The sequence below is a fragment of the Streptomyces sp. NPDC058653 genome, assembly GCF_042716895.1.
Lineage (GTDB): Bacteria > Actinomycetota > Actinomycetes > Streptomycetales > Streptomycetaceae > Streptomyces.
On record NZ_JBHXRM010000022.1, the window covers coordinates 72,435 to 95,670 of the forward strand.

Consider the following 23,236-nt stretch of genomic DNA (forward strand, 5'->3'; position numbering starts at 1 on the left):
GGGGCCTTCACCACCATGAGCGTTGTCACCAACACGACCACCATCGGCGCGATCGAAGCACCGAGCCGCCGCAACACCGAGCTCGCGATGCTCGCCTTCGCCGTCGCCATCCCCGTTCTCGCGTATCTGAACGTGGGTCTGGCGGTCAACGACGAAGTGCCCAGCGGCATGATCGGGTACGGCCTGGGCATCGGGCTGCTGGCCGGTGTCGGCCATCTCGTGGTGCGCAAGTTCGCCCCGTACGCCGACCCGCTGCTGCTGCCCCTCGCCACCCTCCTCAACGGCCTCGGGCTCGTCCTCATCTGGAGGCTGGACCAGTCGCCGCGGCTGATCGCCCGCGCCGAGCGCGCCTTCGGGGCGTTCACCCCGGACGCCCCCAAGCAGCTGCTCTACTCCGCGATCGGCATCGCGCTCTTCGTCGCCGTCCTGCTGCTGCTCAAGGACCATCGCATCCTCCAGCGCTACACCTACATCTCCATGGCGGTGGCGCTGGTCCTGCTGATCCTGCCGGTCTTCTTCCCGGCGGTGAACGGCGCGAAGATCTGGGTCAGCATCGGCCCGTTCAACGTCCAGCCCGGCGAGTTCGCGAAGATCATCATCGCGATCTTCTTCTCCGGCTATCTGATGGTGAAGCGCGACGCCCTGGCGCTCGCCAGCCGCCGGGTGATGGGCCTCTACCTGCCGCGCGGCCGTGACCTCGGACCGATCCTCGCGGTCTGGGCCATGTCGATCCTGATCCTGGTCTTCGAGACCGACCTCGGTACCTCGCTGCTCTTCTTCGGTCTCTTCGTGATCATGCTGTACGTGGCCACGGAGCGGACCAGCTGGATCGTCTTCGGTCTGGTGATGTCGGCCGCGGGCGCGGTCGGTGTCGCCACGTTCGAGCCGCACGTCCAGCAGCGCGTCGAGTTCTGGCTCAACCCCTTCGCCGAGTCCACCTGGGAGCAGAGCGACCAGATCGGCCAGGCGCTGATGTCGTTCGGCGCCGGCGGCACGCTCGGCACCGGGCTCGGCCAGGGCAACTCCGACCTGATCGGCTTCGCGGCCAACTCCGACTTCATCCTCTCCACCGTCGGCGAGGAGTTCGGACTGGCGGGCATGATGGCGTTCCTGCTGATCTACGGCCTGATCGTGGAGCGCGGCGTACGGACCGCGCTCGCCGCCCGCGACCCCTTCGGCAAGCTCCTGGCGATCGGCCTCTCCGGCGCCTTCGCCATCCAGGTCTTCGTCGTCGCCGGCGGCGTCATGGGCCTCATCCCGCTGACGGGTATGACGATGCCGTTCGTCGCGGCCGGCGGTTCCTCGGTGATCGCCAACTGGGCGCTGATCGGCATCCTCATCCGTATCAGCGACACCGCCCGCCGCCCCGCGCCGACGCCCGCACCATCACCCGACGCCGAGATGACTCAGGTGGTCCGACCGTGAACAAGCCCCTGCGCCGCATCGCGATCTTCTGCGGACTGCTCGTGCTGGCGCTGCTGGTGCGCACCAACTGGCTCCAGTACGTCGAGGCCGACGAGCTCAACACCCACGAGAAGAACCGCCGGGTGCTCATCGAGCGGTACGCCAAGGAACGCGGCAACATCGTCGTCGACGGCAAGCCCATAACGGGCTCCACCAAGACGGACGACACCGACTTCAAGTACAAGCGGACCTATCTCGACGGCCCGATGTGGGCGCCGGTCACCGGCTACGCCTCGCAGGCGTTCGGTGCCACGCAGATCGAGAATCTCGAGGACGGCATCCTCACCGGCAACGACGACCAGCTCTTCTTCGACCGCACCATGGCGATGTTCACCGGCGACGAGGCGAAGGGCGGCAACGTCGTCACCACCCTCAACGGCGCCGCCCAGAAGGCCGCCTTCGAGGGGCTCGGCGAGAAGAAGGGCGCCGTCGTCGCCCTGGAGCCGGGGACCGGCAAGATCCTCGCGCTCGCCTCCACCCCGTCGTACGACCCCTCGTCCTTCGCCGGCTACGCGGGCAAGGACGAGAAAGCCTGGAACTCGCTCGGCAAGGACGCCGACAAGCCGATGCTGAACCGCGCGCTGCGCGAGACGTATCCGCCCGGCTCCACGTTCAAGGTCGTCACGGCCGCCGCGGCGCTGGAGCACGGTGTCGTCGACGACATCGACGCGAAGACCGACTCCCCGCTTCCGTGGACCATGCCGGGAACGACCACCGAGCTGGTGAACGAGGGAAACATCCCCTGTAAGGACGCGACCCTCAGGGAAGCGCTGCGGGTCTCCTGCAACACCGTCTTCGGCAAGCTCGGCTTCAACGTCGGCAAGGACAAGATGCTGGAGACCGCGAAGAAATTCGGCTTCAACGAGGAGCAGTTCGTACCGGTCCGCGCCAACGCCTCGATCTTCCCCGAGGAATTGAACGATTCGCAGACCGCGCTCTCCTCCATCGGGCAGTTCGACACCCGCACCACCCCGCTCCAGATGGCCATGGTCGTCTCCGCCATCGCCAACGACGGCAAGCTGATGAAGCCGTACATGATCGACCAGCTCGAAGCCCCGAACCTGGACGTGATCAAGAAGACCGAGCCCGAGGAGATGGGCCAGCCCGTCAGCCAGGAGCACGCGCAGATGCTCCAGGAGATGATGGAGACGGTGGTCAACGAGGGCACCGGTGCGAACGCCAAGATCCCCGACGTCACGGTCGGCGGCAAGACCGGCACCGCGCAGCACGGCGAGAACAACAGCAAGAACCCGTACGCCTGGTTCGTCTCCTACGCCAAGGGCGAGAACGGGTCGCCGGTGGCGGTCGCCGTCGTGGTCGAGGACAGCGACGCGGTCCGTGACGACATCTCCGGCGGCGGTCTCGCCGCGCCGATCGCCAAGGACGTCATGAAGGCCGTGATCGACAGCAAGAAGTAATCAAGGACATTCGGTAATGGCCCGGACAGTCGCACACTGTCCGGGCCATTGTCGGACCCGGCGGGGAGACCTTCCGAGGAAGTGGAGAAGTTTCCCTTTACACCGAACCCGACGGTGCCGACCGTGGAATGCCGACGGAATCGGAATTCGGGCGCCGATGTCCCACGGGTGACTTACCTCACCACCGGGAACACGAGCATTAACGACCGATATGTGGCCATTGAAGTACCAGTCCTGTATCAGCTACCAGGGACGGTCGGACCGGATGCGGCGTGCCCGGTAGCGTATGCGCGAACAGCACACCGCCGGACCGCACACCGGTGCGGTCGGGACAGACGGAGAGGGCTGGAACAGTATGGAAGAGCCGCGTCGCCTCGGCGGCCGGTACGAGCTGGGCTCGGTGCTCGGCCGTGGTGGCATGGCCGAGGTGTACCTCGCGCACGACACCCGGCTCGGCCGCACCGTCGCTGTGAAGACGCTGCGGGCCGACCTCGCCCGCGATCCGTCCTTCCAAGCCCGGTTCCGCCGAGAGGCCCAGTCGGCCGCCTCGCTCAACCACCCCGCGATCGTCGCTGTCTACGACACGGGTGAGGACTACGTCGACGGGGTGTCCATCCCGTACATCGTGATGGAGTACGTCGACGGGTCCACTCTGCGCGAGCTGCTGCACTCCGGACGCAGACTGCTGCCCGAGCGCACGCTGGAGATGACCGTAGGGATCCTCCAGGCGCTGGAGTACTCGCACCGGGCCCAGATCGTCCACCGCGACATCAAGCCCGCCAACGTCATGCTCACGCGTACCGGCCAGGTCAAGGTCATGGACTTCGGCATCGCCCGCGCGATGGGCGACTCCGGCATGACGATGACGCAGACCTCCGCGGTCATCGGCACCGCGCAGTACCTCTCCCCCGAGCAGGCCAAGGGCGAGCAGGTCGACGCGCGCTCCGACCTCTACTCCACCGGCTGTCTGCTGTACGAGCTGCTGACCGTGCGCCCGCCCTTCATCGGGGACTCACCGGTCGCGGTCGCGTACCAGCACGTACGGGAGGAGCCGCAGCCGCCGAGCACCTTCGACCCCGAGATCACGCCCGAGATGGACGCGATCGTGCTGAAGGCCCTCGTCAAGGACCCGGACTACCGGTATCAGTCCGCCGACGAGATGCGGGCCGACATCGAGGCCTGCCTCGACGGCCAGCCGGTCGCGGCGACAGCGGCGATGGGCTCGGTCGGTTACGCGGGCGGCTACGGCGGCTCCGACGACCAGCCCACCACGGCCCTGCGCACGGCCCCGCCCGGCGGCGGCCAGACGTCGATGATGCCGCCGGTCAACCCGGACGCCGGCGGTGGCTACGGCAACTACGACGACCGTCCGGACCGGCGCCGGCAGAAGAAGTCCAACACCTCGACGATCCTGCTGATCGTCGCCGGCGTCCTGGTGCTCGCGGGCGCCATCCTGATCGGCAAGGCGGTCTTCGGCGGCGACGGCGGAGGCTCGGAGCAGATCACCGTGCCGCAGCTCGTGGGAGAGACGCTGGAGGAGGCGAAGGGACTGGCGAGCAACGCGTCGGTCGAGGTCGCCCAGTCCGGCACGGACCGCTGCGACCAGCCCAAGGGCGCCATCTGCTCCCAGCAGCCGGCGTCCGGCCAGAAGATGGAGCAGGGCGACACCATCCAGGTCGTCGTCTCCGAGGGCGCGCCCAAGGTCCAGGTGCCCGACGTCGCCGACGAGACGGTCGAGGACGCCACGAAGACCCTTCAGGAAGCCGACTTCAGGGTCGAGACCAAGCAGGTCGAGAGCGACCAGGACCCCGGCACGGTCGTCAGTCAGAAGCCGTCCGGCGGCTCCGAGGCCGAGAAGGGCGCGACGGTCACGCTCTCCGTCGCCAAGCAGGCACAGGTCCCGGTGCCGCCCGTCACGGACCAGACGTTCGACGCGGCGAAGAGCCAGCTGGAGACGCTCGGCTTCACGGTTGCCAGCACGGACGTGGACTCCGACAAGCCGGCGAACACCGTCGTCGGCCAGAGCCCGGCGGGCAACAGCAAGGCGCCCAAGGGCAGCCAGGTCACGCTCCAGGTGTCGAAGGGGCCCAAGCAGCCGGAGAAGGTGCAGGTCCCCGGCGACCTCGCGGGCAAGACCTTCGCCGAGGCGAAGGCCCAGTTGGAAAGCGTGGGTCTGACGGCCGCACTGGCGCCGAACTCGCCGAACGACCCCAACGCGCGGGTGATCGCGAGCAACCCCGGTGGCAACCAGCCGGTCGACAAGGGCAGCGCGGTGACGCTCTTCGTGACACCCGTCGGTGGCGGCAACAACGGCGGCGGGGACAACGGTGGCGGCGACAACGGAGGGTTCATCGGCGGCAACGGTGGATTCGGGGGCGACGGCTGAGGTCGTCATCTCCTGAGGAGGTGAAGAAGCCCCGGCGTCCTGGAGAGGACGCCGGGGCTTCTTCGTGGTCCGGCCCGCCTGTACGGCCGTCTGTCCGGCCGTTTGTACGGCCCGTCCGCCCGTCCGTCTGTCCGTCGCGGACGGCGCGTCCGCCGGGGACGGCGCGTCCGGCGCGGACCGCGCGGGGCTCAGCGCAGTTCGTCCGGCTTGGTGCGGTCCTTGTCGACCTTCTCCGTGCGCTCCAGCTCGGCCCAGACGACGTAGCGGTAGTCGGAGGTGTAGATGGGCGTGCACGTCGTGAGGGTCAGATAGCGGCCGGGCTTCTTCTTGCCCGACTCCTTGGGGACCGGCTTGAGCACGTCCACGTTGTACTTGGAGGTCTGCGGGAGGTCCTTGAAGACCTTGTAGACGTACCAGGTGTCCTTCGTCTCGAAGACGATCACGTCACCGGTCTTGAGCTTGTGGATGTTGTGGAACTTCGCGCCGTGCCCGTCGCGGTGGGCGGCCAGCGAGAAGTTTCCCCGCTCGGCGGAGGGCAGCGCGGACTTGACCGGGTCCGTGTAGTAGCCGGCGACGCCGTTGTTGAGGGACTTCAGGTCCGTGCCCTTCTTCACGAGGACCTCGCCGTTCTTCATGGCGGGCACGTGCAGGAAGCCGATCCCGTTCTTGACGTCGAGGGCGCCGGGACCGCCTCGGCCCTCGGCCCAGTTGTCGCGTACCTGGTTGCCCTGTTTCGTGGCCTCGCGGTCGGCCAGCACATTGGTCCACCACAGCGAGTAGACGACGAAGAGACCGAGCACCAGACCGGCGGTGATGAGCAGTTCGCCGAAGACGCTGACCACGGAGGCGGTACGGCTCCGCGTAGGAGCCCGGCGCACGGCCGGAGCGGGCTCGAGTTCAGGCCCGGACTCAGGCTCGGCCGGGGGCTCGGGCTCCACGGCCGGGGCCGCCGGGTCCCCCTCCGCGGACGCACGCTCGGGGTCGGCCACCCCCGTTGTCGCGGATGTATCGTTTTTCCCTGTTTCGCCGGGTGTGTTCACATGCCCGTCGTCGTGCTCTCCTGCCGCTGCCACAGCACCCGTCCCCCGGTCCCTGGTCTCCGTCGTGATTCGTTCAGCCGACGAGAGCGTCGGGCTTTCCCTTACCGCGTGGCCGTTCCTCAACCATCTTGCCCCACACGATCATTCGATACGTACTGGTGAATTCCGGCGTACAGGTCGTCAACGTGATGTATCGCCCCGGCTCCGCGAACCCGGAGCCGGGCGGCACGGGCCCGATGACGCCGACGTTCGACGGCGAGGTCTGCGGAAGGATGCTCGCCATGTCGTACGTGAAGTAGGAGTCCTGCGTCTCCACGATGATCTTGTCGCCGGGCTTCAGACGGTTGATGTAACGGAACGGCTCGCCATGGGTGTTGCGGTGTCCCGCGACCGCGAAGTTGCCCTGCTTGTCGGAGGGCATCGCCGTCTTGAGCCTGCCCTCCGAGTAGTGGCCGACCATGCCGCGGTCCAGGACCTTCGCCTTGTCGATGCCCTCGGCGATCGGCACGACCACGTCCAGCTTGGGGATGTGCATGATCGCGAATCCCTGGCCGGGCTCGAACGCCCCGGGCTGACGCCCCTTCGCCCAGCCGTCCTGGATCTTGTCCGTCTGCTTTCCCGCGTACAGATCGGCCTGGATGTTCGTCCACCACAGCTGGTACGTGACGAACAGCAGCATCAGAACGCCGAGGCTGATGAAGATCTCGCCGAGGGCGCGGCTGAGAATCACTCCGGGACTGTCCTTGAGAGCGCGGGCGGCACGCCGCGCCTCGACGCGGGAGAGCGGCCTGGAGGGCGCTGAGGCGCTCCGGGAGCCCCTGGGGCTCCCGGCACCCTCCGGGCGCCCACGACCGCGCCCACGGCCGCCCTTGGCCGCCTTACGGCGCTCCGCACGGCCCCCGGTGGCCGGTTCGGACCGCCTCGGCCGGTCCGGGCCGGATGCGGGGACGGCCGGCATCACCGCCGTGGCATCCCCGGCGCTCTCGGCGTCCTCCGTACGGAGGACCGTGGTCCCGTCGTCCTGGGCAGGGACATAGGGCGGCGCGGCATCCGGCAGCGGCGCCCGGAGAGGGGTCGGTGCGGCAATCGGTCCCTGCGTCGGCACGGGCGCGGGTGTCGGCGTCGGCACGGGCGTCGGCGCCTCCGGAGGGAGCGGCAGGGACACCGGCTCCGGGGCGACCTGCGAGGCCCAGTCCTGCCCGTATCCGGCGGGCACCTCCGTCGCGTACGGGTAGGGCCCGTACCCCGACCACTCCCGTTCCGCCTGGGGCGGCCCGGATATTCCGTCACCCGCCGTCCAGGGGCCGGGCGGCGGCGCGGGCGAGGGAAACGCGGGGGGAGTCGCGGCGGGGGGCGGCACGGGCGCCTGTCCGGGAAGGGGATCGTTCAACGGATCGGCGAGTCCGTCCACCGCCGCCTCGAACGCGCCGGCTCCCTCGTACGGTTCCCGCTGCTCGTACGAGGCGCCGTATCCCGCGTCGTGCTCGGGACGGAGTGCGGTCACGCGACCGCCTTGCCCACCACCGGCGCCAGGCCCGCCGACCGGCCCACGGCGCCCGGATCGCCGCACTGCGCCAGCCAGTTGGCCAGCATCAGATGACCGTGCTCGGTCAGTACGGACTCGGGGTGGAACTGCACGCCCTCGACGGGCAGTTCACGGTGGCGCACCCCCATGATGATGCCGTCGGCCGTACGCGCGGTGACCTCCAGCTCGTCCGGCAGCTCGGCGGGCTCCGCGGCCAGCGAGTGGTAACGCGTCGCGGTGAACGGCGAGGGCAGTCCGGCGAACACGCCCTTGCCCTCGTGCGTGACGAGCGAGGTCTTGCCGTGGAGCAGCTCGGGGGCGCGGCCGACCACGCCGCCGTACGCCACCGCCATCGACTGCATGCCGAGGCAGACCCCGAAGACGGGAACGCCGGTGGACGCGCAGTGGCGCACCATGTCGACGCAGACACCGGCCTGTTCGGGCGCGCCGGGGCCGGGGGAGAGCATCACACCGTCGAAGCCGTCCTGCGCGTGCTCCGTCGACACCTCGTCGTTACGGAGCACCTCGCACTCAGCGCCGAGCTGGTAGAGGTACTGGACGATGTTGAAGACGAAGCTGTCGTAGTTGTCCACGACCAGAACGCGGGCGCCGCTCATGTCCTGCCTCCGGCGCCGGTCACCGTCGCGTCCCCGAACGGGAGGATCGGCTCCGCCCAGGGGAAGACGTACTGGAACAGCATGAAGACGACCGCCAGGGCCAGCACGAGCGCGATGACCGCCCGCATCCACACGTTGCCCGGCAGATGCCGCCAGATCCAGCCGTACATGCTGTCCCTTCCGTTCCGTACCGTTCCCCGTTCGCGCCGCCGCCGTACCGGCGTGCGCGAACCAGACTAAGGGGCCGGGGGGTCACGTGGGCGGCGCATGGGCCAGGTGTGCCGTGAGCCTCTTTTTCTTCCCGGGGCCGCCGGGGCGTGCCGCCGGGCCCGGCTACTTCACCGGCTCCGCGTAATGGAGGTCCACGGCGCCCGTGTAGCCGGGGAGTGTCGTCCCGCCCTCCTCGTCGACCTTCCAGCCGAGGCCGTACGCCTGTACGTACAGCTGGTAGTTCTGGATCGCGGGCGAATCGTCCAGCGCCTTCCGGAGCCGGCCCTGGTCCCCCACGGCGGTGATCTTGTACGGAGGTGAGTAGACCCGGCCCTGGAGGATCAGGGTGTTGCCGACGCAGCGCACCGCGCTGGTGGAGATCAGCCGCTGGTCCATGACGCGGATTCCGCGCGCGCCGCCCTGCCAGAGGGCGTTGACGACTGCCTGGAGATCCTGCTGGTGGATGACCAGGTCGTTGGGCTGGGGCTCGGGGTAGCCCGGATTGGCCGTGGCGTCCGGCGGGGCGTCGTCCAGGGTGACGGTGAGGGCCTGGCCAGAGACCTTCCTGGTGCCCGCCGCGTCCTCCAGTTGACGGAGTTCGGCGTCCTCCGCCTTGGTGGAGCCGTCGTCGCGGTTGGCGAGCCTGTCGACGTCCTCGCGCACGGCGCCGGTGGACTCCTCCAGTTCGGCGTTCTTGTCGCTGCGCTCCTGGATCAGGTCCGAGAGCTTGAGCAGGGAGTCGTCCGTACGGAGGTTGGTGCCCCTCGCCGTGTTGAAGCTCGTGACGAAGATGAGGCCGGCGAGGGCGAAGACCCCGGCCGTGAGCAGCCGGACCGGTCGCCAGGACCTCCGGCGGACCGGCCCTTCGGGGAAGTCGGCAGAATTGCTCAACGTACCCTTATCTCCTTAGGCGCCACGGAAGCACTACGCTAACGGACGCCCGGGGGAGCCAGTGTTCCCCCTGCTCCTCACCCCGGCACACCGTTTCAGTTACCTGCGCGGTCACGCAGCGCATCGACAGGAGAGTCCCTCGTGCCGAAGTCACGTATCCGCAAGAAGCCCGATTTCACTCCGCCCCCCGCGGCGAAGCAGTCGACCACGATAAAGCTGTCCAACCGGAGCTGGGTGGCGCCGGTCATGCTCGGCCTGTTCCTCATCGGGCTGGCATGGATCGTCGTCTTCTACGTGACCGAGGGATCGCTGCCGATCGACGCCTTCGGCAACTGGAACATCGTCGTCGGCTTCGGTTTCATCGCCGCCGGCTTCGGTGTCTCCACGCAGTGGAAGTAGCGGTCGCGGCCGGCGTCAAGCTCTGCCCAGAGACTTATCCACAGTGCTGTCCACAGCCGGGGGAAAAGGTCTGACGATCTGTGGATAACTCCACGGCAGGTTGACGCCGGTGTGACTGGATCACCCGCTTCGGCCGTTGTGATGAAGCGTCTCGCCCCTTGTCCCTGCTGGGAAAACCCAGATCAGCGACAAGGGGCACTGATGTTCCCCCACAGAATGCACAAGATCCGACACACGCTGTGGACAACTGTGTGCTTCACCGTCTCCGAGAGCCCTCAGGACCCCGGAACACCGGGATCCGGGGAGCCCGGCCGGGCCCTCAGGTGAGCTGAGTCGTTCTGAGCACGACGACGGCCACGGTCGCGAGCAGCACCACCGCGCAGGTGCCCCACTGGACCAGCGCCCGGCGTTCACGCGGCGCGTGCACCAGGCCGACGGCGATCGCCGTCCCCGCGACGAGACCGCCGAGATGTGCCTCCCAGGCGATCCCGGACCAGAGGAATGTGAAGACCAGGTTCAGCGCCAGCAGCCCGAGGACCGGCTTCATGTCGTAGTTCATCCGGCGCATCAGTACGGCCGTGGCGCCGAGGAGACCGAAGATCGCGCCCGAGGCACCGAGCGACGGCTGGTTCGGCTCGGCGATCAGATAGGTCAGGGCGCTGCCGGCCAGTCCGGAGATCAGATACAGCGCGACGAAGCGCACGCGTCCGAGCGCCGCCTCCAGCGGCCCGCCGAGCCACCACAGCCCCAGCATGTTGAACGCGATGTGCCATACGGCCTGGTGCAGGAACATCGCGGTGAACAGCCGGTACCACTGCCCGTCCGCGACCCCGACGACCTCGCCGATCTCCGGGTTGAAGGCGTGCCCGATGAGATCCAGCTCACCGACGACGCGCTGTTCCGCCGAGAGGACGGCGACGAAGACCGCGAGATTCAGGCCCAGGAGGATCTTCGTGATCAGCCGGGGGTCGGCGGAGATCGTCCCGCCGGTGATCGTGCGCGGGCGGGTGGACGTCGGGGACATGCCCGATCCGGTCCCCTCCCGGACGCAGTTCGGACACTGGAATCCGACCGAGGCGCTGATCATGCAGTCCGTGCAGATGGGGCGCTCGCAGCGGGTACAGCGGATGCCCGTCTCACGGTCCGGGTGCCGGTAACAGTGGGGGGTCGCGTCGGCGGCGTGCCGGTCCGGTCCCCCGGGCTGCTGGTCCATCTGTCCCCTCGGTACTCGTTGCGGCGGGAGGGCGCACAACGCACCGCGCCCTCCCCGTCCGGTATGTAACCACTACGGACGGGCAGGGCGGGAGGTTCCCCGAACGTGAATCCGATACCGGGGGCGCGTCCTCAGCGGGACTCGACGACGACCGACTCGATCTTGACCTCTTCGACCGGGCGGTCGGTGCGCGGGTTGGTCTGGGTGACTCCGATGCTGTCCACGACCTTCTTGCTCGCCTCGTCGGTGACCTCGCCGAAGATGGTGTGCTTGCGGGTCAGCCACGCGGTGGGCGCCAGGGTGACGAAGAACTGCGAGCCGTTGGTGCCGGGGCCCGCGTTCGCCATGGCCAGGAGGTAGGGCTTGTCGAAGGAGAGGTCCGGGTGGAACTCGTCCTCGAACTCGTAGCCCGGACCACCGGTGCCGTTGCCCAGCGGGTCCCCTCCCTGGATCATGAAACCGCTGATCACCCGGTGGAAGACGGTCCCGTCGTACAGGCGGTCGTTCGACTTCTTGCCGGTCGCCGGGTTGGTCCACTCACGCTCGCCCTTGGCGAGCTCCACAAAGTTCTTGACCGTCTTCGGCGCGTGGTTCGGCAGGAGCCGGATCTCGATATCGCCGTGGTTGGTCTTCAGGGTGGCGTAAAGCTGCTCGGCCACGATCTGCCTTCCGTAAGTCTGATCTGACCCTGTCGATCCTCGCACGGACGGCGGGCGCGCCGCCCGCCCCGTACCCCTCAAGCGCTCGCGGCGCCCGGTGACGGGGAATCAGCGGCCGCGCGGGGGGAACACGCAACGGGCAGGCGACGACCGGGCGACGGTTGACCCGGATGCCCGCACCGCATGCCGGTCCGGCAGGCGGGAGGCATGATTTCGATCTGGGTGGACAGACGGATCTTTGTCCAAATAACGGGGGAAACCCCCAAGCCCCTGACCGCCACCGAGGAGGAGGATCCTGTGACCCGCATGGACAGCGTGCGCGCCGCTACCGATTCGGCGAAGGAGAGCGTGCTGCACGCCGCGGAAGCGGTGGCACCCTACGCCGATACGGCCAAGGAACAGGCCGCGTTGTACGCCGAAGAGGCCCGCGTCCGGCTCGCACCGAAGGTGTCGAAGGCCGCGAAGCAGGCTCGTGTTCAGTACGGCGTCCATGTGGCGCCGCATGTACCCCCGAACCTCGACATGGCAGCACAGCGTGCCGCCGCGCGGACGCGCAAGGCGGCGCAGCAGGCGGCCTGCTACACGGTGCCACGTGTCGAGCACGCCGTCTCCGTCGCACAGCCGGTGGCAGGGGAGGCAGCGGCACGTTCCGCCGCCGCTCTCGCCGCGCTGCGCGGTCAGGTCACGGTGCAGGAGGTCCAGAAGCTTGTGAGGAAGCATGAGCGACGGGCCAGGTGCGGACGGCTCGCCAAGGGCCTGGCGGTCCTCGGTCTGCTGACCGGTGGCGCTTACGCCGCGTGGAAGTGGTGGGACAAGCAGGCCAATCCTGACTGGCTGGTGGAGCCGCCGCCTCCTACCGAGGTCTCCGCGCACAACTCGTCGCTGTCGTCCGTCGACGGCAGCCAGGGTGCGCTCGACCCGGAGGCAAAGGCGAATCAGACCAAGGGAAAAGGGGCGAAGGATCGCGACAACCGCACGTGAGTGACGGGTGACCGGTGATCCGTAGGACGGTGGTGCGGGTGACGCGGGTGTCGCGCGTGGTGTGAGCACCACGTGTGGCACCGGTCTCGCGTGTGCCGGGGATGGCACCGACAGCACCGATGACACCGATGACGGCGACGACACTGGCGGAGCGGGTCGCGCGGCTGGAGCGGATCACCGTGGTGAGGCTCGTCGCGCGGGTGAAGCTCGTCAGGCAGGTGGAGCGGGTCGCGCGGGCTGAACTGGTCACGCGGGCGCTGTGCGCGGTGCGGATGCCGGGAGTCGTCAGGGAATCCCGGATTCTCACGCCGCGAGCGCCGCGTCGGCCGCCGCCTTGTTGTCCCGCGCGACCTCGGCGTCCGTACGGGTGTCGACGGGCAGCCGCCGGACCGAAGGTGACGAGCCGTGCGCCTCCGCGCGGATACGCTGCTCGATGGTCGGCGGCCGGGACGTGTCCGCCGGCCGCGCGCTCTCCGGCAGTGCCCGTCGTACCGCGGGTGCCGCCTCCCCTCCTCCCCGCTCCTCGGCGGCGACCGGCGGCTGACCGCCCTTCACCGGCTGGTCGGCGGGCTGCTGTACGGCGGCCTCCGCGGGCGCCGCGGGGGCGGTGAGCCCCAGGGTGGTGAGCACCGCGAAGAACGCGGTCAGGAAGGCTGTCCACAGATTCTTGACCTTGAAGGCGGCCATGACCCCTCGCTTTCAGGTTGCGCTCGGGTTGAGCGATCTACATACCTTCCTCATGATGTGTACGCATCTTGGGAATCGAGGGACCCACGCAGCCGCTGCACAGTTCTTCTGATGAACACCACCCGTACGGTGCAACGGGCGTCGTTAATCGTTTCTGATGCCGGGTCAGGCGGCCTTCCGGCTCCCCCTCATCACCGTGAACAGGCTGGTGAAGCTGGAGTCGCCGTGGCCTTCCGCGACCCCTCGTCGGAACAGCTCCAGGACCGCCGCCGGCAGCGCGGTGTCGACCCCCGAGGCCTCCGTGGTGTGCACGACGTGCTCGATACTCGCGACCCCCATGGCCAGCCTGTCGACATCACCCGGGAACTCGCCGGCGTCGATCCGGGGTGAGTAGAACTCGAAGAACCGCGACATCCCCCGGGTGCTCTCCGACGCGTACGGCAGGATCTCGGCGGCCGGGATGCCGTTGGCGTCCGCGACCGCCAGGGCGTGCACCCAGCTGAGCATCGTGGTCCAGAACAGGTCCATCCCGATCTGGTAGTACAGCGCGGCGAGCCCCTGGTCCTCGCCCCGGTAGTCGGTGCCGGTCAGCACCTCCAGCGTCGGGACCAGCTCGTCGAAGAGGTCCCTGGGGCCGCTGTAGTACGTGAAGGCCTCCCGCGTACCGATGCCGGAGGGCGGCGTGTTCACCCCGCCGGTCAGCTGCCGGGCACCGTGGCCCGAGAACCAGAGCGCCGCCTCCCGTGCCCGCTCCGGGGTGTCCGACGTCAGATTGACGACCACCCGTCCCGGCAGGCTCGCGGCGGCCGGTTCGAGGATCGCGTACATCGCGTCGTAGTCGGTCAGGCTGAGCAGCACCGGCCCGCCGGCGGCGAGGGCCTCGTCCACCGAAGCGGCGAGGGTCGCGCCCCTGGTCACCAGCTCGTCGGCCTTGCCGGCGCTGCGGTTCCAGAGCGTCACCTCGTACCCCTTGTCGAGGTACGCGCCCGCCATCGCCCGTCCCATGGGGCCGAGGCCGATCACGGTCACCGCGGGCGCACTCGTCTCCGTACTCATCAGGTTTCCCATCCCACTCTCGCTAAAACGAACGCTCTATCCAGTGGAAACGTAGCACGCCTCTGTAGCGAGCGTTCTATTCAGTAGACTCGGCGCTGTGAAGACTGCGGAGCAGGACCCCACGGAGGACACGGAACGCCCGGTCGGCACGCGCGAGAGAATCGTCCGGGCGGCGTCGCTGCTGATGCAGCGCCAGGGCTACGACGGCACGGGGATCAAACAGATCTCCACCGAGGCCGGAGCCACACTCGGGTCGGTCTACCACTTCTTCCCCGGCGGCAAGCAGCAGCTGGCAGTGGCCGCGATCGGCCACGGTGAGCGTGAGTTCGCCGACGAACTGCGCCTCACTCTCGACGGCGCGGACGACCCCGCCCAGGCGGTGATCGACTGCGCGTACCGCCTCGCGGAGGGACTGCGCGAGTCCGACTGGATCGAGGGCTGCCCGGTCACGTCCACGGCGCTGGGCACGGCGGGACGCGCCCCCGACATCCAGGAGGCGGCGGCTGCCGCGTTCGCGAACTGGCGCGACCTGGTGTATGCCAGACTTCGCCGCGCCGAGATCGCCGACGAGGACGCCCGCGATCTGGCCCATACGGTGATCAGCACCCTGGAAGGCGCCGAACTGGCCGCCCAGGTCTCCCGGAGCGAGCGGCCCCTCCTCACCGCCGGGCGTCATCTCGCCCAGCTGATCAACCTCTACAGCCCGGCGGCGAATTCCTGAGAGCGCGTCAGGCCATTCGGGTCGGAGCCGCTCTCAAGCGCCGCTCAAGGAGCGCTCAAGCGGGGCTCAAGCAAGGGTCGAGGGGCGGTCGAGCGGGATTCAAGCTCCGCTCAAGTTCCGCTCAAGCGGCGGTCGAGAAGGAGTCGAGCCGTGATCCAGCGCGCGTCCAGCGGCGCCTGAGCCGGAGTCGAGGTGCAGGCGGGAGAGTCGGGTCCGAGGGCACGGCAGCCCCGGGGGGCCCTGGTTCCGCATGGGCGCCCGCCACCGGCTCAAGGGGGACTCCCGTGGAACAGCAGACGAAGCTGACTCCGCAGATGAAGCACTACGAGGATTTCGCGGGCGCGGACATCCGCTGGATGCCGTACGTCATGTTCTACAACCGGACCGACTACCGGTCTCCCGCGATCAACACCGACTCCGCCGGCTTCCGGATAACGGAGACCGACAAGGGCCCGGTATCGCTCGGCGAACCCCTTCCCGAAGGGGAGGTGAGCCTGATCCTCGGCGCGTCGACCGCTTTCGGATTCGGCGCGACCGCCGACTCCCAGACCATCCCCTCACTGCTCTCGCAGGGCGAGGGCACGGTGCCGTGGCTCAATCTCGCGGCCCCCGCGTTCAACTCCACCCAGGAACTCATCCTCTTCCTGATGCACCGGCACAGCCTCGGCCGGGTCCGGGACATCGTCGTTTTCTCCGGGCTCAACAATCTGGTGGTCTCCGGCCTCCCCGGCGCGGACGAGGGGTACGGGCAGTTCTTCTTCTCCGGACCGTTCTTCCGGCAGCTGGGCATCATGACCGACCAGTTCGAGAAGCCCGGCCAACAGCCCGGGAAGCTCGCGCGGGCCGCGCGGCGTATCGGGCTCGGCGGCGGGCCGGACAAGGCCAACGACGCCGACAAGCCGGCGCTGGCCGACCCGGAGGCGCGGATCGAGGTCGCGCTGCGCAACGCGATCCGCGATCTCGACACGCTCCAGTACCTGGCCGTACCGACCGGGGCGCGCGTCCGCTACGTACTCCAGCCCACCGCGTCCTGGTCCGGAAAGTCCCTCACTCCCGAGGAGAAGCTCCTCATCGAGGAGAACTACACGGAACGCGGCGGGGTGTGGGATCTCTTCCGGCAGATCCTCGAACCCTCGGTCCACTCCGTCTACTCACAGGCGCTGGCGGACGCCTGCAAGACGCGCGGAATCGACTATCTCGACCTGAACGCCGCTTTCAAGGTGGCGCCGAACCGCGATTCCTGGCTGTTCACCGACCAGCCGCACCTCAACGACGAAGGAAACCGCCTGGCGGTGGACATCATGAACGCCGAACTGGGGCTCAACAGGCCGGCCTGACAGAGGCCACGGGAATGAGGTGATCAGCCGTGCTCAAGAAACTCATCGCGCTCTTCCGGCGACGCAAGAAGAAGCCTCGCAAGGACAACAGCATCTACCCGATGTTCTGAGCGGAAGGACCACGACCGCCATGTACCGCGCCCTGTATCTACGAGCGCTGGCCCCCGAGGGCCCGCTGCCACTGTCCGCCCGGGACGTGGAACTCGTACGGGCCGCTCTGTCGGCACCCGATACGGACGGCGCGGCGGACCGGCCGGCGGACCGGCCGAGAGGCTCGTCGGCGGGCGAACCCGCCGGCGCGGGCGCATCGGACGCCGCCCTTCCGGAGCTGATGGAGACCGTCCGGCGGTGGAGCGGCGAGGAGGCGGACCGGTTCGCCTCGGTGCTCGAAGGGCCGGAGGCCGTACGCGGTGTGCTGCGCGAGTGCGCGCCGCTGGCCCTCTCCGCCGGGGCCTGGCTCCAGTGGATCCCCAGCCCGGGCAACTCCGAGACCGAACCGGTCCTCAGAGTGCTCACCCTCTACGCCTCCGACGTGGGGGCCGGGCTGCCGCTCTCGGATCGCGGCAGCGCGTACCGCGCCCTGCTCCGCCGGCACCGGATCGCCGAGGAGCAGCCGGGGGTACGGCTGGCGAGCAGCGAGTACGTCGAGACCGCCGGCTTCCGGCTGCCCGCGCTGCTGCTCGCGATGAGCAGGCTGCCGGACGAGTTCCTGCCGGAGATCCTCGGTGCCGACCTCTGTCTACGGGCGGTGGGGACACTGCCCGCGGTCGCGGCGGTGGTCAAGGCGGGCATCGGCTCCGCCGGGGCGGGCGGCACCGACGGCGACGACCTGGAGAGCCTGGACATGGGCGGCGCCCGGCCCGGCGCGGTGCCCACCGCGCGGGAGCTGTCGCTGGCCGCCGCCCACGCGTACATCGATGAGCGGTCCGCCCTGGCGGGCCCGGCGGGCGGCCGGGAGGCGGAGCGCCGGCTGCGGCTCGGTTTCCACTGGGCGGCTCGCGAGGTGCGCTCCTGGAGCGCCCGGCTGCTCGACGAGACGGCGCTGGCCCGCCAACCCGACCACGGCGTCTGGCGGATGATCTGCCGCCGGGCCCGCCAGGCCGCCGTGTACCACTCCGACTACGAACTGGAGGGGCGCCCGCTCTCCGACTGGTTCGCCGACGTGGCCGCCGGTCCCGGTCCGTTCCTGACCGCGCTGGCCCGGAGCCGGCTCGTACGCCCGGGGAAACCGGACTCAAGTCCCCTGCTGGGAGGGCTGGTCGCGCCCGACGGGCCGATGTTCCGGATCTTCACCGACGAGGACGTCGCGGTGCTCCGCCGGTGGATCGCGCATCTGCCGTCGGAAGGCTCGGTGCTGCACCCGAAGGACGGCCCTCCGCCCGCCCACCACGAGGCACTGCGCGAGGCGCAGCGCACCTGGCATGCCCAGGACGCGGCCCACCAGGACGCCGACGGGGACACGCGCCGAGACACCGGTCGCACCGATACGGCGTCCGGGTCCACCGCTTCTGCTGCGCGTCCCGGCCGGCGCCGTACACCCGCGGCACGCTCCCGCCCCACGGCCCGGGGCACGTACCGAAGCCTCCTCAGCCGTGCCGACTCCCCGGCCCTGCGCGAGTTCGCCCACTCCTACGCGACCCGCTGGCTGGCCCGTTCCCGTTACGCCCCGCACCGCGCGCCCGAGCAGCTGCCCGCCCACTGGGACGCGGAGCACGGACTGCGTCACTGGCTCACGCGCGCACACGACCGGCACGCCGAGACCTTCCAAGAAGGCGACGTCGAACTGCCCTCCCGGGAAGAGCTGATCGACTCCACCCTCCAGCTCGCCCCGCTGATCATGATCGACGGAGGCTGGCTCCAGGGCTTCACCGACTATCAGCACGCCTCGTCCCGCTCCGGCCATCTGCTCTTCCGGACGTACTGGGACGAACTCGGCAACGGTGAGTCCGAGCTCAACCATCCCCGCATCTACCGCGCGCTGCTGAGCGAGATGGGCATCGATCTGCCCGCCACCGCGTCGCCGGAGTTCAGCGCCTGGCCGGACTTCCGCGACGAGGCGTTCTCGATGCCGGTCTACTGGCTGAGCATCTCGCGCTTCCCGGAGACCTTCATGCCGGAGATCCTCGGGCTCAACCTCGCGATGGAACTGTCCGGCGTCGGCGGCAGCTACCGCAGTGCGCGGGTGGGGCTGAAGCACCACGGTTTCAGCACCCAGTTCGTGGATCTGCACAACACCATCGACAACGTCGCGACCGGCCACTCCGCATGGGCGGCGGACGCGATCGACAGCTATCTGGCCGATCTGCCCGGTGTCCTCGGGCCCGGCGGGACCCATGACATCTGGGAGCGGATCAAGGTGGGCCACCGCTCGCTCAATCCCCCGGGCGGCCGGGCGGCGGAGCTGTACGCCGCGTTCCACAGCCGGCGCGCGAAGCGCGCCCGGCGCCCGGACCACCCGGCGCGTCAGGCCCCCGAGGCACACCAGGACCGCCCGCACCGGCCGGCACACCCGGACCGCCTCGATCTGAGGAGCTGACCCATGGCCCCGCGTACCCCGGCCACCACCGTTCTCGGCCTCTCCGCCTACTACCACGACAGCGCCGCCGCCCTGGTCGGCGAGAACGGCATCATCGCCGCGGCGCAGGAGGAGCGCTTCAGCAGGCGCCGGCACGATCCGTCCTTCCCCGAACTGGCCGTCCGCTACTGCCTCGACGAGGGCGGCGCGAAGCTCGGCGACCTCGACCGGATCGCCTACTACGAGCAGCCCACCCGTAAGTTCCGCCGGGTTCTGGCGACCTATCTGGGCACCGCGCCCCGGACCTGGAGCTCCTTCCGCGAGGTCGCGCCCGCCTGGCTGGGCCGGAAGCTGCGTACGGCCTCCGAGGTCCGCGACCGGCTCGCGGAGCTGGGGCTCGGCCCCGTACCGGACGTGGAGTGCTTTGAGCACCACGAGTCGCACGCCGCCTCCGCCTTCCTGCCGAGTCCCTACGAATCGGCGGCCGTGCTCTGTGTGGACGGCGTGGGCGAGTGGGCCACCACCTCCATCTGGCACGGCACCGGTGACCGGGTCACGCCCGTGGCCGAGCTGTCCTTCCCGCACTCCCTGGGGCTGCTCTACTCCTCCTTCACCTATTTCTGCGGGTTCAAGGTCGACTCCGGCGAGTACAAGCTGATGGGCCTCGCGCCGTACGGCAGACCCGTCTACGCGCCCCTGATACGTGAGCATCTGATCGACCTGAAGGACGACGGCTCGTTCCGGCTCGACACCCGGTTCTTCGAGTTCCTGCACGGGCATGTGATGACCGGGCGCCGCTTCGAGCAGCTCTTCGGGGGGCCGCGCCGGGAGCCCGAAGGACCGCTCACGGAGCGGGAGTTCGACCTGGCCGCGTCGGTGCAGCAGGTCACCGAGGAAGTGATGCTCAGGCTGGCCCGTACGGCGCGGCGGCTCACCGGCGAGAGCCGTCTGTGCATGGCGGGCGGTGTGGCGCTGAACTGCGTGGCCAACGGGAAGATCGTGGAGAGCGGCCTCTTCGAGGAGGTCTGGGTGCAGCCGGCCGCCGGGGACGCGGGCGGCGCGCTCGGCGCCGCGCTGCTGGCCAGGCGGGACGGGCCCGGCACGGAGCGCACGCATACGCGCGAGTCCCGTGACGCCATGCGTGGCTCGCGCCTCGGACCCGGCTTCGACAGCGACGGGATCAAGGCCTTCCTGGACGCCCGCTCGCTCCCGTACACGCGCCTTCCTACGGAGGAGCTCTCCCGCAGGGTCGCGGGAGAGCTGGCCGAGGGGAAGGTGGTGGGGTGGTTCCAGGGGCGGATGGAGTTCGGGCCGCGGGCCCTCGGCTCCCGTTCGATCCTCGGGGACGCGCGCAATCCGACGATGCAGTCGGTCATGAACCAGAAGATCAAGTTCCGGGAGTCCTTCCGGCCCTTCGCGCCGATCGTCATGGCGGAGCACACCGAGGAGTACTTCGACCTGCGGCAGCCGAGCCCCTACATGCTCGTCGTCGCGGCTGTCGCGGAACGCCAGCGGATCGAGGCGGACGTCGCGGCCGACGCGACCGGGCTCGACCGCCTGCGCGCGCGCCGGTCGACGATCCCCGCGGTGACGCATGTGGACCACTCCGCGCGGGTCCAGACCGTCACGGCCGACCACGACCCTCGACTGCACCGGCTGCTGGGCGACTTCAACGAACTGACCGGATGCCCGGTCCTGGTCAACACCTCCTTCAACGTGCGCGGCGAGCCGATCGTGGCCACGCCCGAGGATGCGTACCGGTGCTTCATGCGTACCGACATCGACACCCTGGCCCTCGGTGACTTCCTGCTGGAGAAGACCGCCCAGCCCGCCTGGTCGGAGAAGGACGACTGGCGCGACCTGATTCCGCTGGACTGAGGACAACGAGAGGACTTTGCCCATGAGCGGGATACGGCGCCTCGCCGCCTCCGCGCTGCTCGCCGCCGTCTATCTGCTGGTGATCACTCCGGTCGGGCTCGTGGCACGGGTGGTACGTGATCCTCTGCGGCGCCGGCCCGACCGCGCCGCGACCTCCTACTGGAACCGTCGCGACGGAAGCGCGCCGCACGGCGAATGATTCGGGCCCACGGGCACCACTGGTTTCAGAAATTGGCTGATACTCGGCTGCGACGGATCATGGGGTCGCATTAGCGTGACCACCATCGCTGGGTTGACCAGTGAGCCAAGGGGGATTACGGGGATTGGTCAGCGGAATGCGGCACACCCACGGCCGACCACCGTGGACGGAGTTACGGAAAGTAATTCCGGAGTGGCGCATTCTCGTTCTGACGGACTTGTCCGGCCGCAGCTGTCGGCCGGACGCGGCGTGGGCCGCTCCGCACCGGACGACCGGTGCCGACGACCCGCGCCGCCGAGGCACCTCTTGGTTCATGCGTGCGGCCAAGATGTTGCCTATTCACATACGGAGGTGCCGTATGGATATCGAAGTGCTGGGTCCGCTGTGCGTCCGGATCAATGACGGATCGATCGTGCCGAGGGCAGGCAAACCACGACAGTTGCTCGCCCTTCTCGCCCTGCGCGCGGGTCGCATGGTTCCGGTTTCCACACTCATGGACGAGATATGGGGCGACCGCATTCCACGGAGCGCCCCGACCACCTTGCAGACGTACGTACTGCAACTCAGACGACTCATCGGCGACGCCTTGCCCACGGACTCGCCGCTCACCCCGAAAGACGTTCTGACAACCCATTTCGGCAGCTATCAACTGAACGCGCCCGCCGTCACCTGCGACGCGAACACCTTCAAGGACATGAGCGCGGCGGCCGGGGAGGCGCTGGCGCGGGGCGACGACGCCCGGGCCTCCTGGATGCTGGGCGAGGCTCTCGCCCTGTGGCGCGGGGCGGCCCTGGCCGACGTCCCGGCCGGCCGGGTGCTGGAGACGGAGGTGCTCGGCCTGGACGAGCAGCAGACCCGGGCGCGGGAACTCCGTATCGAGATCGATCTGCGGCTCGGCCGGCACAACGAGATCCTGGGCGAACTGCTCATGCTGACCGCTCAGCGCCCGCTCGACGAGAATCTCTGCGGCCACCTGATGACGGCCCTGCACCGGGCGGGCCACACCTGGCGCGCGCTGGAGGCCTTCCAGCGTCTGCGGACGACCCTCGTCGACGAGCTCGGCGTCGAGCCCTCCGCCCGCGTACAACGCCTCCACCAGCATGTACTCGGTGGCAGGCCCATTCCCCAGGGCCGGGCGGCCTGACACGGAAGAAGGCCCTCCGACCACGTTTCCGCAGTCGGAGGGCCCGGAGAAGTGTGGAGCCTAGGGGAGTCGAACCCCTGACATCTGCCATGCAAAGACAGCGCTCTACCAACTGAGCTAAGGCCCCTGGAGGGGTGTACGGCGGCTCCGTACGACATCCCGGTGACCGCCTGGAACAGAGTACCGGGTGTCCCCCGTGATCCCGCAAAAGGATTGGGACTCCCGGTGCGGGACCCCGCTCCGTAGGATGCCCCAGAGGTTCGCAGCAGCGAAGCTGCCGCCTGGGGAAGCGATGGGGAGACGCGAATGGACGCCGCACAGCAGGAATCGACAGCAAGAGCCAGGGAACTCCAGCGCAGCTGGTACGGAGAACCGCTGGGAGCCCTCTTCCGTCGGCTGATCGATGACCTGGGGCTCAATCAGGCCAGGCTCGCCGCGGTGCTCGGTCTGTCGGCCCCGATGCTCTCCCAGCTCATGAGCGGCCAGCGCGCCAAGATCGGAAATCCCGCGGTGGTCCAGCGCGTTCAGGCGCTCCAGGACCTGGCGGGACAGGTCGCCGACGGCAGCGTCAGCGCCGCCGAGGCCACCGCCCGGATGGAAGAGGTCAAGAAGTCGCAGGGCGGCTCCGTCCTCACCGCGACCAGCCAGACGACGAACAGCACGGGCGCGCCGACCGTGCGGCGGGTCGTCCGCGAGATCCAGTCATTGCTGCGGTCGGTCGCCGCCGCCGGTGACATCATCGACGCGGCGGACTCCCTCGCACCGAGCCACCCCGAGCTGGCAGAGTTTCTCCGGGTCTACGGAGCCGGGCGCACCGCCGAGGCGGTCGCGCACTACGAGGCGCACCAGAACTAGGCCGCGGCTGGGCACGGCAGGCACGGGTGGGACCGCGGCCG

21 protein-coding genes and 1 tRNA gene are annotated in these 23,236 nt (G+C 69.2%); 12 read left to right on the forward strand and 10 right to left on the reverse strand.

Annotated elements, in window-relative coordinates:
• The first annotated feature begins 15 nt into the window (after positions 1–15).
• The 3 genes from ACFWU9_RS20040 (at position 16) to pknB (ending at position 5,268) form a co-directional block, all read left to right on the forward strand.
• Positions 16–1,425 (forward strand): FtsW/RodA/SpoVE family cell cycle protein, encoded by a 1,410-nt coding sequence (locus ACFWU9_RS20040; RefSeq protein WP_384320147.1) that lies wholly within the window; start codon positions 16–18, stop codon positions 1,423–1,425.
• A complete protein-coding gene (locus ACFWU9_RS20045) occupies positions 1,422–2,882 on the forward strand; it encodes a peptidoglycan D,D-transpeptidase FtsI family protein (RefSeq protein ID WP_384320149.1) in 1,461 nt (486 codons plus the stop codon). The genes ACFWU9_RS20040 and ACFWU9_RS20045 overlap by 4 nt, the downstream gene beginning before the upstream one ends.
• Before the next feature lie 355 nt (positions 2,883–3,237).
• Entirely contained in the window at positions 3,238–5,268 is a 2,031-nt protein-coding gene (gene pknB / locus ACFWU9_RS20050; RefSeq protein WP_384320151.1) for a Stk1 family PASTA domain-containing Ser/Thr kinase, read from the forward strand.
• Positions 5,269–5,456: 188 nt separating this feature from the next.
• On the opposite strand, the gene ACFWU9_RS20055 is transcribed toward pknB, so the two are convergent.
• The 5 genes from ACFWU9_RS20055 to ACFWU9_RS20075 all read right to left on the reverse strand — a co-directional run bounded on the left by ACFWU9_RS20055 (position 5,457) and on the right by ACFWU9_RS20075 (position 9,551).
• Complete coding sequence (locus ACFWU9_RS20055; protein WP_384320153.1) at positions 5,457–6,146, reverse strand: class E sortase; 690 nt, start codon at positions 6,144–6,146, stop codon at positions 5,457–5,459.
• Between the two features lie 235 nt (positions 6,147–6,381).
• The gene (locus ACFWU9_RS20060) at positions 6,382–7,812 is read right to left on the reverse strand and encodes a class E sortase (protein ID WP_384320154.1); all 1,431 of its coding nucleotides are present in this window, start codon (positions 7,810–7,812) and stop codon (positions 6,382–6,384) included.
• Positions 7,809–8,450, reverse strand: coding sequence for an aminodeoxychorismate/anthranilate synthase component II (locus ACFWU9_RS20065; RefSeq protein WP_384320156.1), 642 nt, complete (start codon positions 8,448–8,450; stop codon positions 7,809–7,811). The genes ACFWU9_RS20060 and ACFWU9_RS20065 overlap by 4 nt, the downstream gene beginning before the upstream one ends.
• Positions 8,447–8,620: a hypothetical protein gene (locus ACFWU9_RS20070; protein ID WP_384320158.1), complete on the reverse strand. Its 174-nt coding sequence runs from the start codon at positions 8,618–8,620 to the stop codon at positions 8,447–8,449. Before ACFWU9_RS20070 ends, ACFWU9_RS20065 begins: the two co-directional genes overlap by 4 nt.
• A 163-nt stretch (positions 8,621–8,783) precedes the next feature.
• Positions 8,784–9,551 carry a DUF881 domain-containing protein gene (locus ACFWU9_RS20075; protein WP_384320160.1) on the reverse strand — a complete coding sequence of 256 codons (768 nt, stop codon included), beginning with the start codon at positions 9,549–9,551 and terminating at the stop codon, positions 8,784–8,786.
• 141 nt (positions 9,552–9,692) lie between these two features.
• Between ACFWU9_RS20075 and crgA the strand changes: the two genes are divergently transcribed.
• Entirely contained in the window at positions 9,693–9,950 is a 258-nt protein-coding gene (gene crgA / locus ACFWU9_RS20080) for a cell division protein CrgA (protein WP_384320162.1), read from the forward strand.
• Positions 9,951–10,269: 319 nt separating this feature from the next.
• On the opposite strand, the gene ACFWU9_RS20085 is transcribed toward crgA, so the two are convergent.
• Both ACFWU9_RS20085 and ACFWU9_RS20090 read right to left on the reverse strand, forming a co-directional pair.
• Positions 10,270–11,163: a rhomboid family intramembrane serine protease gene (locus tag ACFWU9_RS20085; protein ID WP_384320163.1), complete on the reverse strand. Its 894-nt coding sequence runs from the start codon at positions 11,161–11,163 to the stop codon at positions 10,270–10,272.
• A gap of 131 nt (positions 11,164–11,294) precedes the next feature.
• A complete protein-coding gene (locus ACFWU9_RS20090) occupies positions 11,295–11,822 on the reverse strand; it encodes a peptidylprolyl isomerase (RefSeq protein ID WP_384320165.1) in 528 nt (175 codons plus the stop codon).
• Positions 11,823–12,119: 297 nt separating this feature from the next.
• Here ACFWU9_RS20090 and ACFWU9_RS20095 point away from each other — a divergent pair, with 297 nt between their 5' ends.
• Positions 12,120–12,803 carry a DUF5324 family protein gene (locus tag ACFWU9_RS20095; protein ID WP_384320242.1) on the forward strand — a complete coding sequence of 228 codons (684 nt, stop codon included), beginning with the start codon at positions 12,120–12,122 and terminating at the stop codon, positions 12,801–12,803.
• A 303-nt stretch (positions 12,804–13,106) separates the two neighbouring features.
• Here ACFWU9_RS20095 and ACFWU9_RS20100 read toward each other — a convergent pair whose 3' ends face one another.
• Together ACFWU9_RS20100 and ACFWU9_RS20105 are read right to left on the reverse strand one after the other, a co-directional pair.
• A complete protein-coding gene (locus tag ACFWU9_RS20100; protein WP_384320168.1) occupies positions 13,107–13,490 on the reverse strand; it encodes a DUF6344 domain-containing protein in 384 nt (127 codons plus the stop codon).
• Between the two features lie 165 nt (positions 13,491–13,655).
• On the reverse strand, positions 13,656–14,546 hold the full coding sequence (locus ACFWU9_RS20105; protein WP_384320170.1) for an NAD(P)-dependent oxidoreductase: 891 nt from the start codon (positions 14,544–14,546) through the stop codon (positions 13,656–13,658).
• A 97-nt stretch (positions 14,547–14,643) separates the two neighbouring features.
• On the opposite strand from ACFWU9_RS20105, the gene ACFWU9_RS20110 reads away from it, so the two are divergent.
• The 6 genes from ACFWU9_RS20110 (at position 14,644) to ACFWU9_RS20135 (ending at position 22,340) form a co-directional block, all read left to right on the forward strand.
• Positions 14,644–15,267: a TetR/AcrR family transcriptional regulator gene (locus ACFWU9_RS20110; RefSeq protein WP_384320172.1), complete on the forward strand. Its 624-nt coding sequence runs from the start codon at positions 14,644–14,646 to the stop codon at positions 15,265–15,267.
• A gap of 284 nt (positions 15,268–15,551) precedes the next feature.
• Positions 15,552–16,604, forward strand: a complete 1,053-nt coding sequence (locus ACFWU9_RS20115) for an IopA (protein ID WP_384320174.1) — start codon at positions 15,552–15,554, stop codon at positions 16,602–16,604.
• Between the two features lie 130 nt (positions 16,605–16,734).
• Complete coding sequence (locus ACFWU9_RS20120) at positions 16,735–19,140, forward strand: iron-containing redox enzyme family protein (protein ID WP_384320176.1); 2,406 nt, start codon at positions 16,735–16,737, stop codon at positions 19,138–19,140.
• Positions 19,141–19,143: 3 nt separating this feature from the next.
• Entirely contained in the window at positions 19,144–20,997 is a 1,854-nt protein-coding gene (locus tag ACFWU9_RS20125; RefSeq protein ID WP_384320178.1) for a carbamoyltransferase, read from the forward strand.
• 22 nt (positions 20,998–21,019) lie between these two features.
• Entirely contained in the window at positions 21,020–21,196 is a 177-nt protein-coding gene (locus ACFWU9_RS20130; RefSeq protein ID WP_384320180.1) for a hypothetical protein, read from the forward strand.
• A gap of 358 nt (positions 21,197–21,554) precedes the next feature.
• Positions 21,555–22,340 carry a BTAD domain-containing putative transcriptional regulator gene (locus tag ACFWU9_RS20135; RefSeq protein ID WP_384320182.1) on the forward strand — a complete coding sequence of 262 codons (786 nt, stop codon included), beginning with the start codon at positions 21,555–21,557 and terminating at the stop codon, positions 22,338–22,340.
• Between the two features lie 54 nt (positions 22,341–22,394).
• On the opposite strand, the gene ACFWU9_RS20140 is transcribed toward ACFWU9_RS20135, so the two are convergent.
• A tRNA-Ala gene (locus ACFWU9_RS20140) sits at positions 22,395–22,467 on the reverse strand.
• Positions 22,468–22,646: 179 nt separating this feature from the next.
• Between ACFWU9_RS20140 and ACFWU9_RS20145 the strand changes: the two genes are divergently transcribed.
• Positions 22,647–23,195 (forward strand): DNA-binding protein, encoded by a 549-nt coding sequence (locus ACFWU9_RS20145; RefSeq protein ID WP_189106179.1) that lies wholly within the window; start codon positions 22,647–22,649, stop codon positions 23,193–23,195.
• Positions 23,196–23,236: the final 41 nt, after the last annotated feature.

Coding starts and splice junctions, on each gene's coding strand:
- ACFWU9_RS20125 (WP_384320178.1), top strand. CDS start 19,144: ATGGCCCCGCGTACCCCGGCCACCACCGTTCTCGGCCTCTCCGCCTAC.
- ACFWU9_RS20065 (WP_384320156.1), bottom strand. CDS start 8,450: ATGAGCGGCGCCCGCGTTCTGGTCGTGGACAACTACGACAGCTTCGTC.
- ACFWU9_RS20120 (WP_384320176.1), top strand. CDS start 16,735: ATGTACCGCGCCCTGTATCTACGAGCGCTGGCCCCCGAGGGCCCGCTG.
- ACFWU9_RS20130 (WP_384320180.1), top strand. CDS start 21,020: ATGAGCGGGATACGGCGCCTCGCCGCCTCCGCGCTGCTCGCCGCCGTC.
- ACFWU9_RS20085 (WP_384320163.1), bottom strand. CDS start 11,163: ATGGACCAGCAGCCCGGGGGACCGGACCGGCACGCCGCCGACGCGACC.
- ACFWU9_RS20145 (WP_189106179.1), top strand. CDS start 22,647: ATGGACGCCGCACAGCAGGAATCGACAGCAAGAGCCAGGGAACTCCAG.
- ACFWU9_RS20135 (WP_384320182.1), top strand. CDS start 21,555: ATGGATATCGAAGTGCTGGGTCCGCTGTGCGTCCGGATCAATGACGGA.
- ACFWU9_RS20070 (WP_384320158.1), bottom strand. CDS start 8,620: ATGTACGGCTGGATCTGGCGGCATCTGCCGGGCAACGTGTGGATGCGG.
- ACFWU9_RS20105 (WP_384320170.1), bottom strand. CDS start 14,546: ATGAGTACGGAGACGAGTGCGCCCGCGGTGACCGTGATCGGCCTCGGC.
- ACFWU9_RS20040 (WP_384320147.1), top strand. CDS start 16: ATGAGCGTTGTCACCAACACGACCACCATCGGCGCGATCGAAGCACCG.
- pknB (WP_384320151.1), top strand. CDS start 3,238: ATGGAAGAGCCGCGTCGCCTCGGCGGCCGGTACGAGCTGGGCTCGGTG.
- ACFWU9_RS20100 (WP_384320168.1), bottom strand. CDS start 13,490: ATGGCCGCCTTCAAGGTCAAGAATCTGTGGACAGCCTTCCTGACCGCG.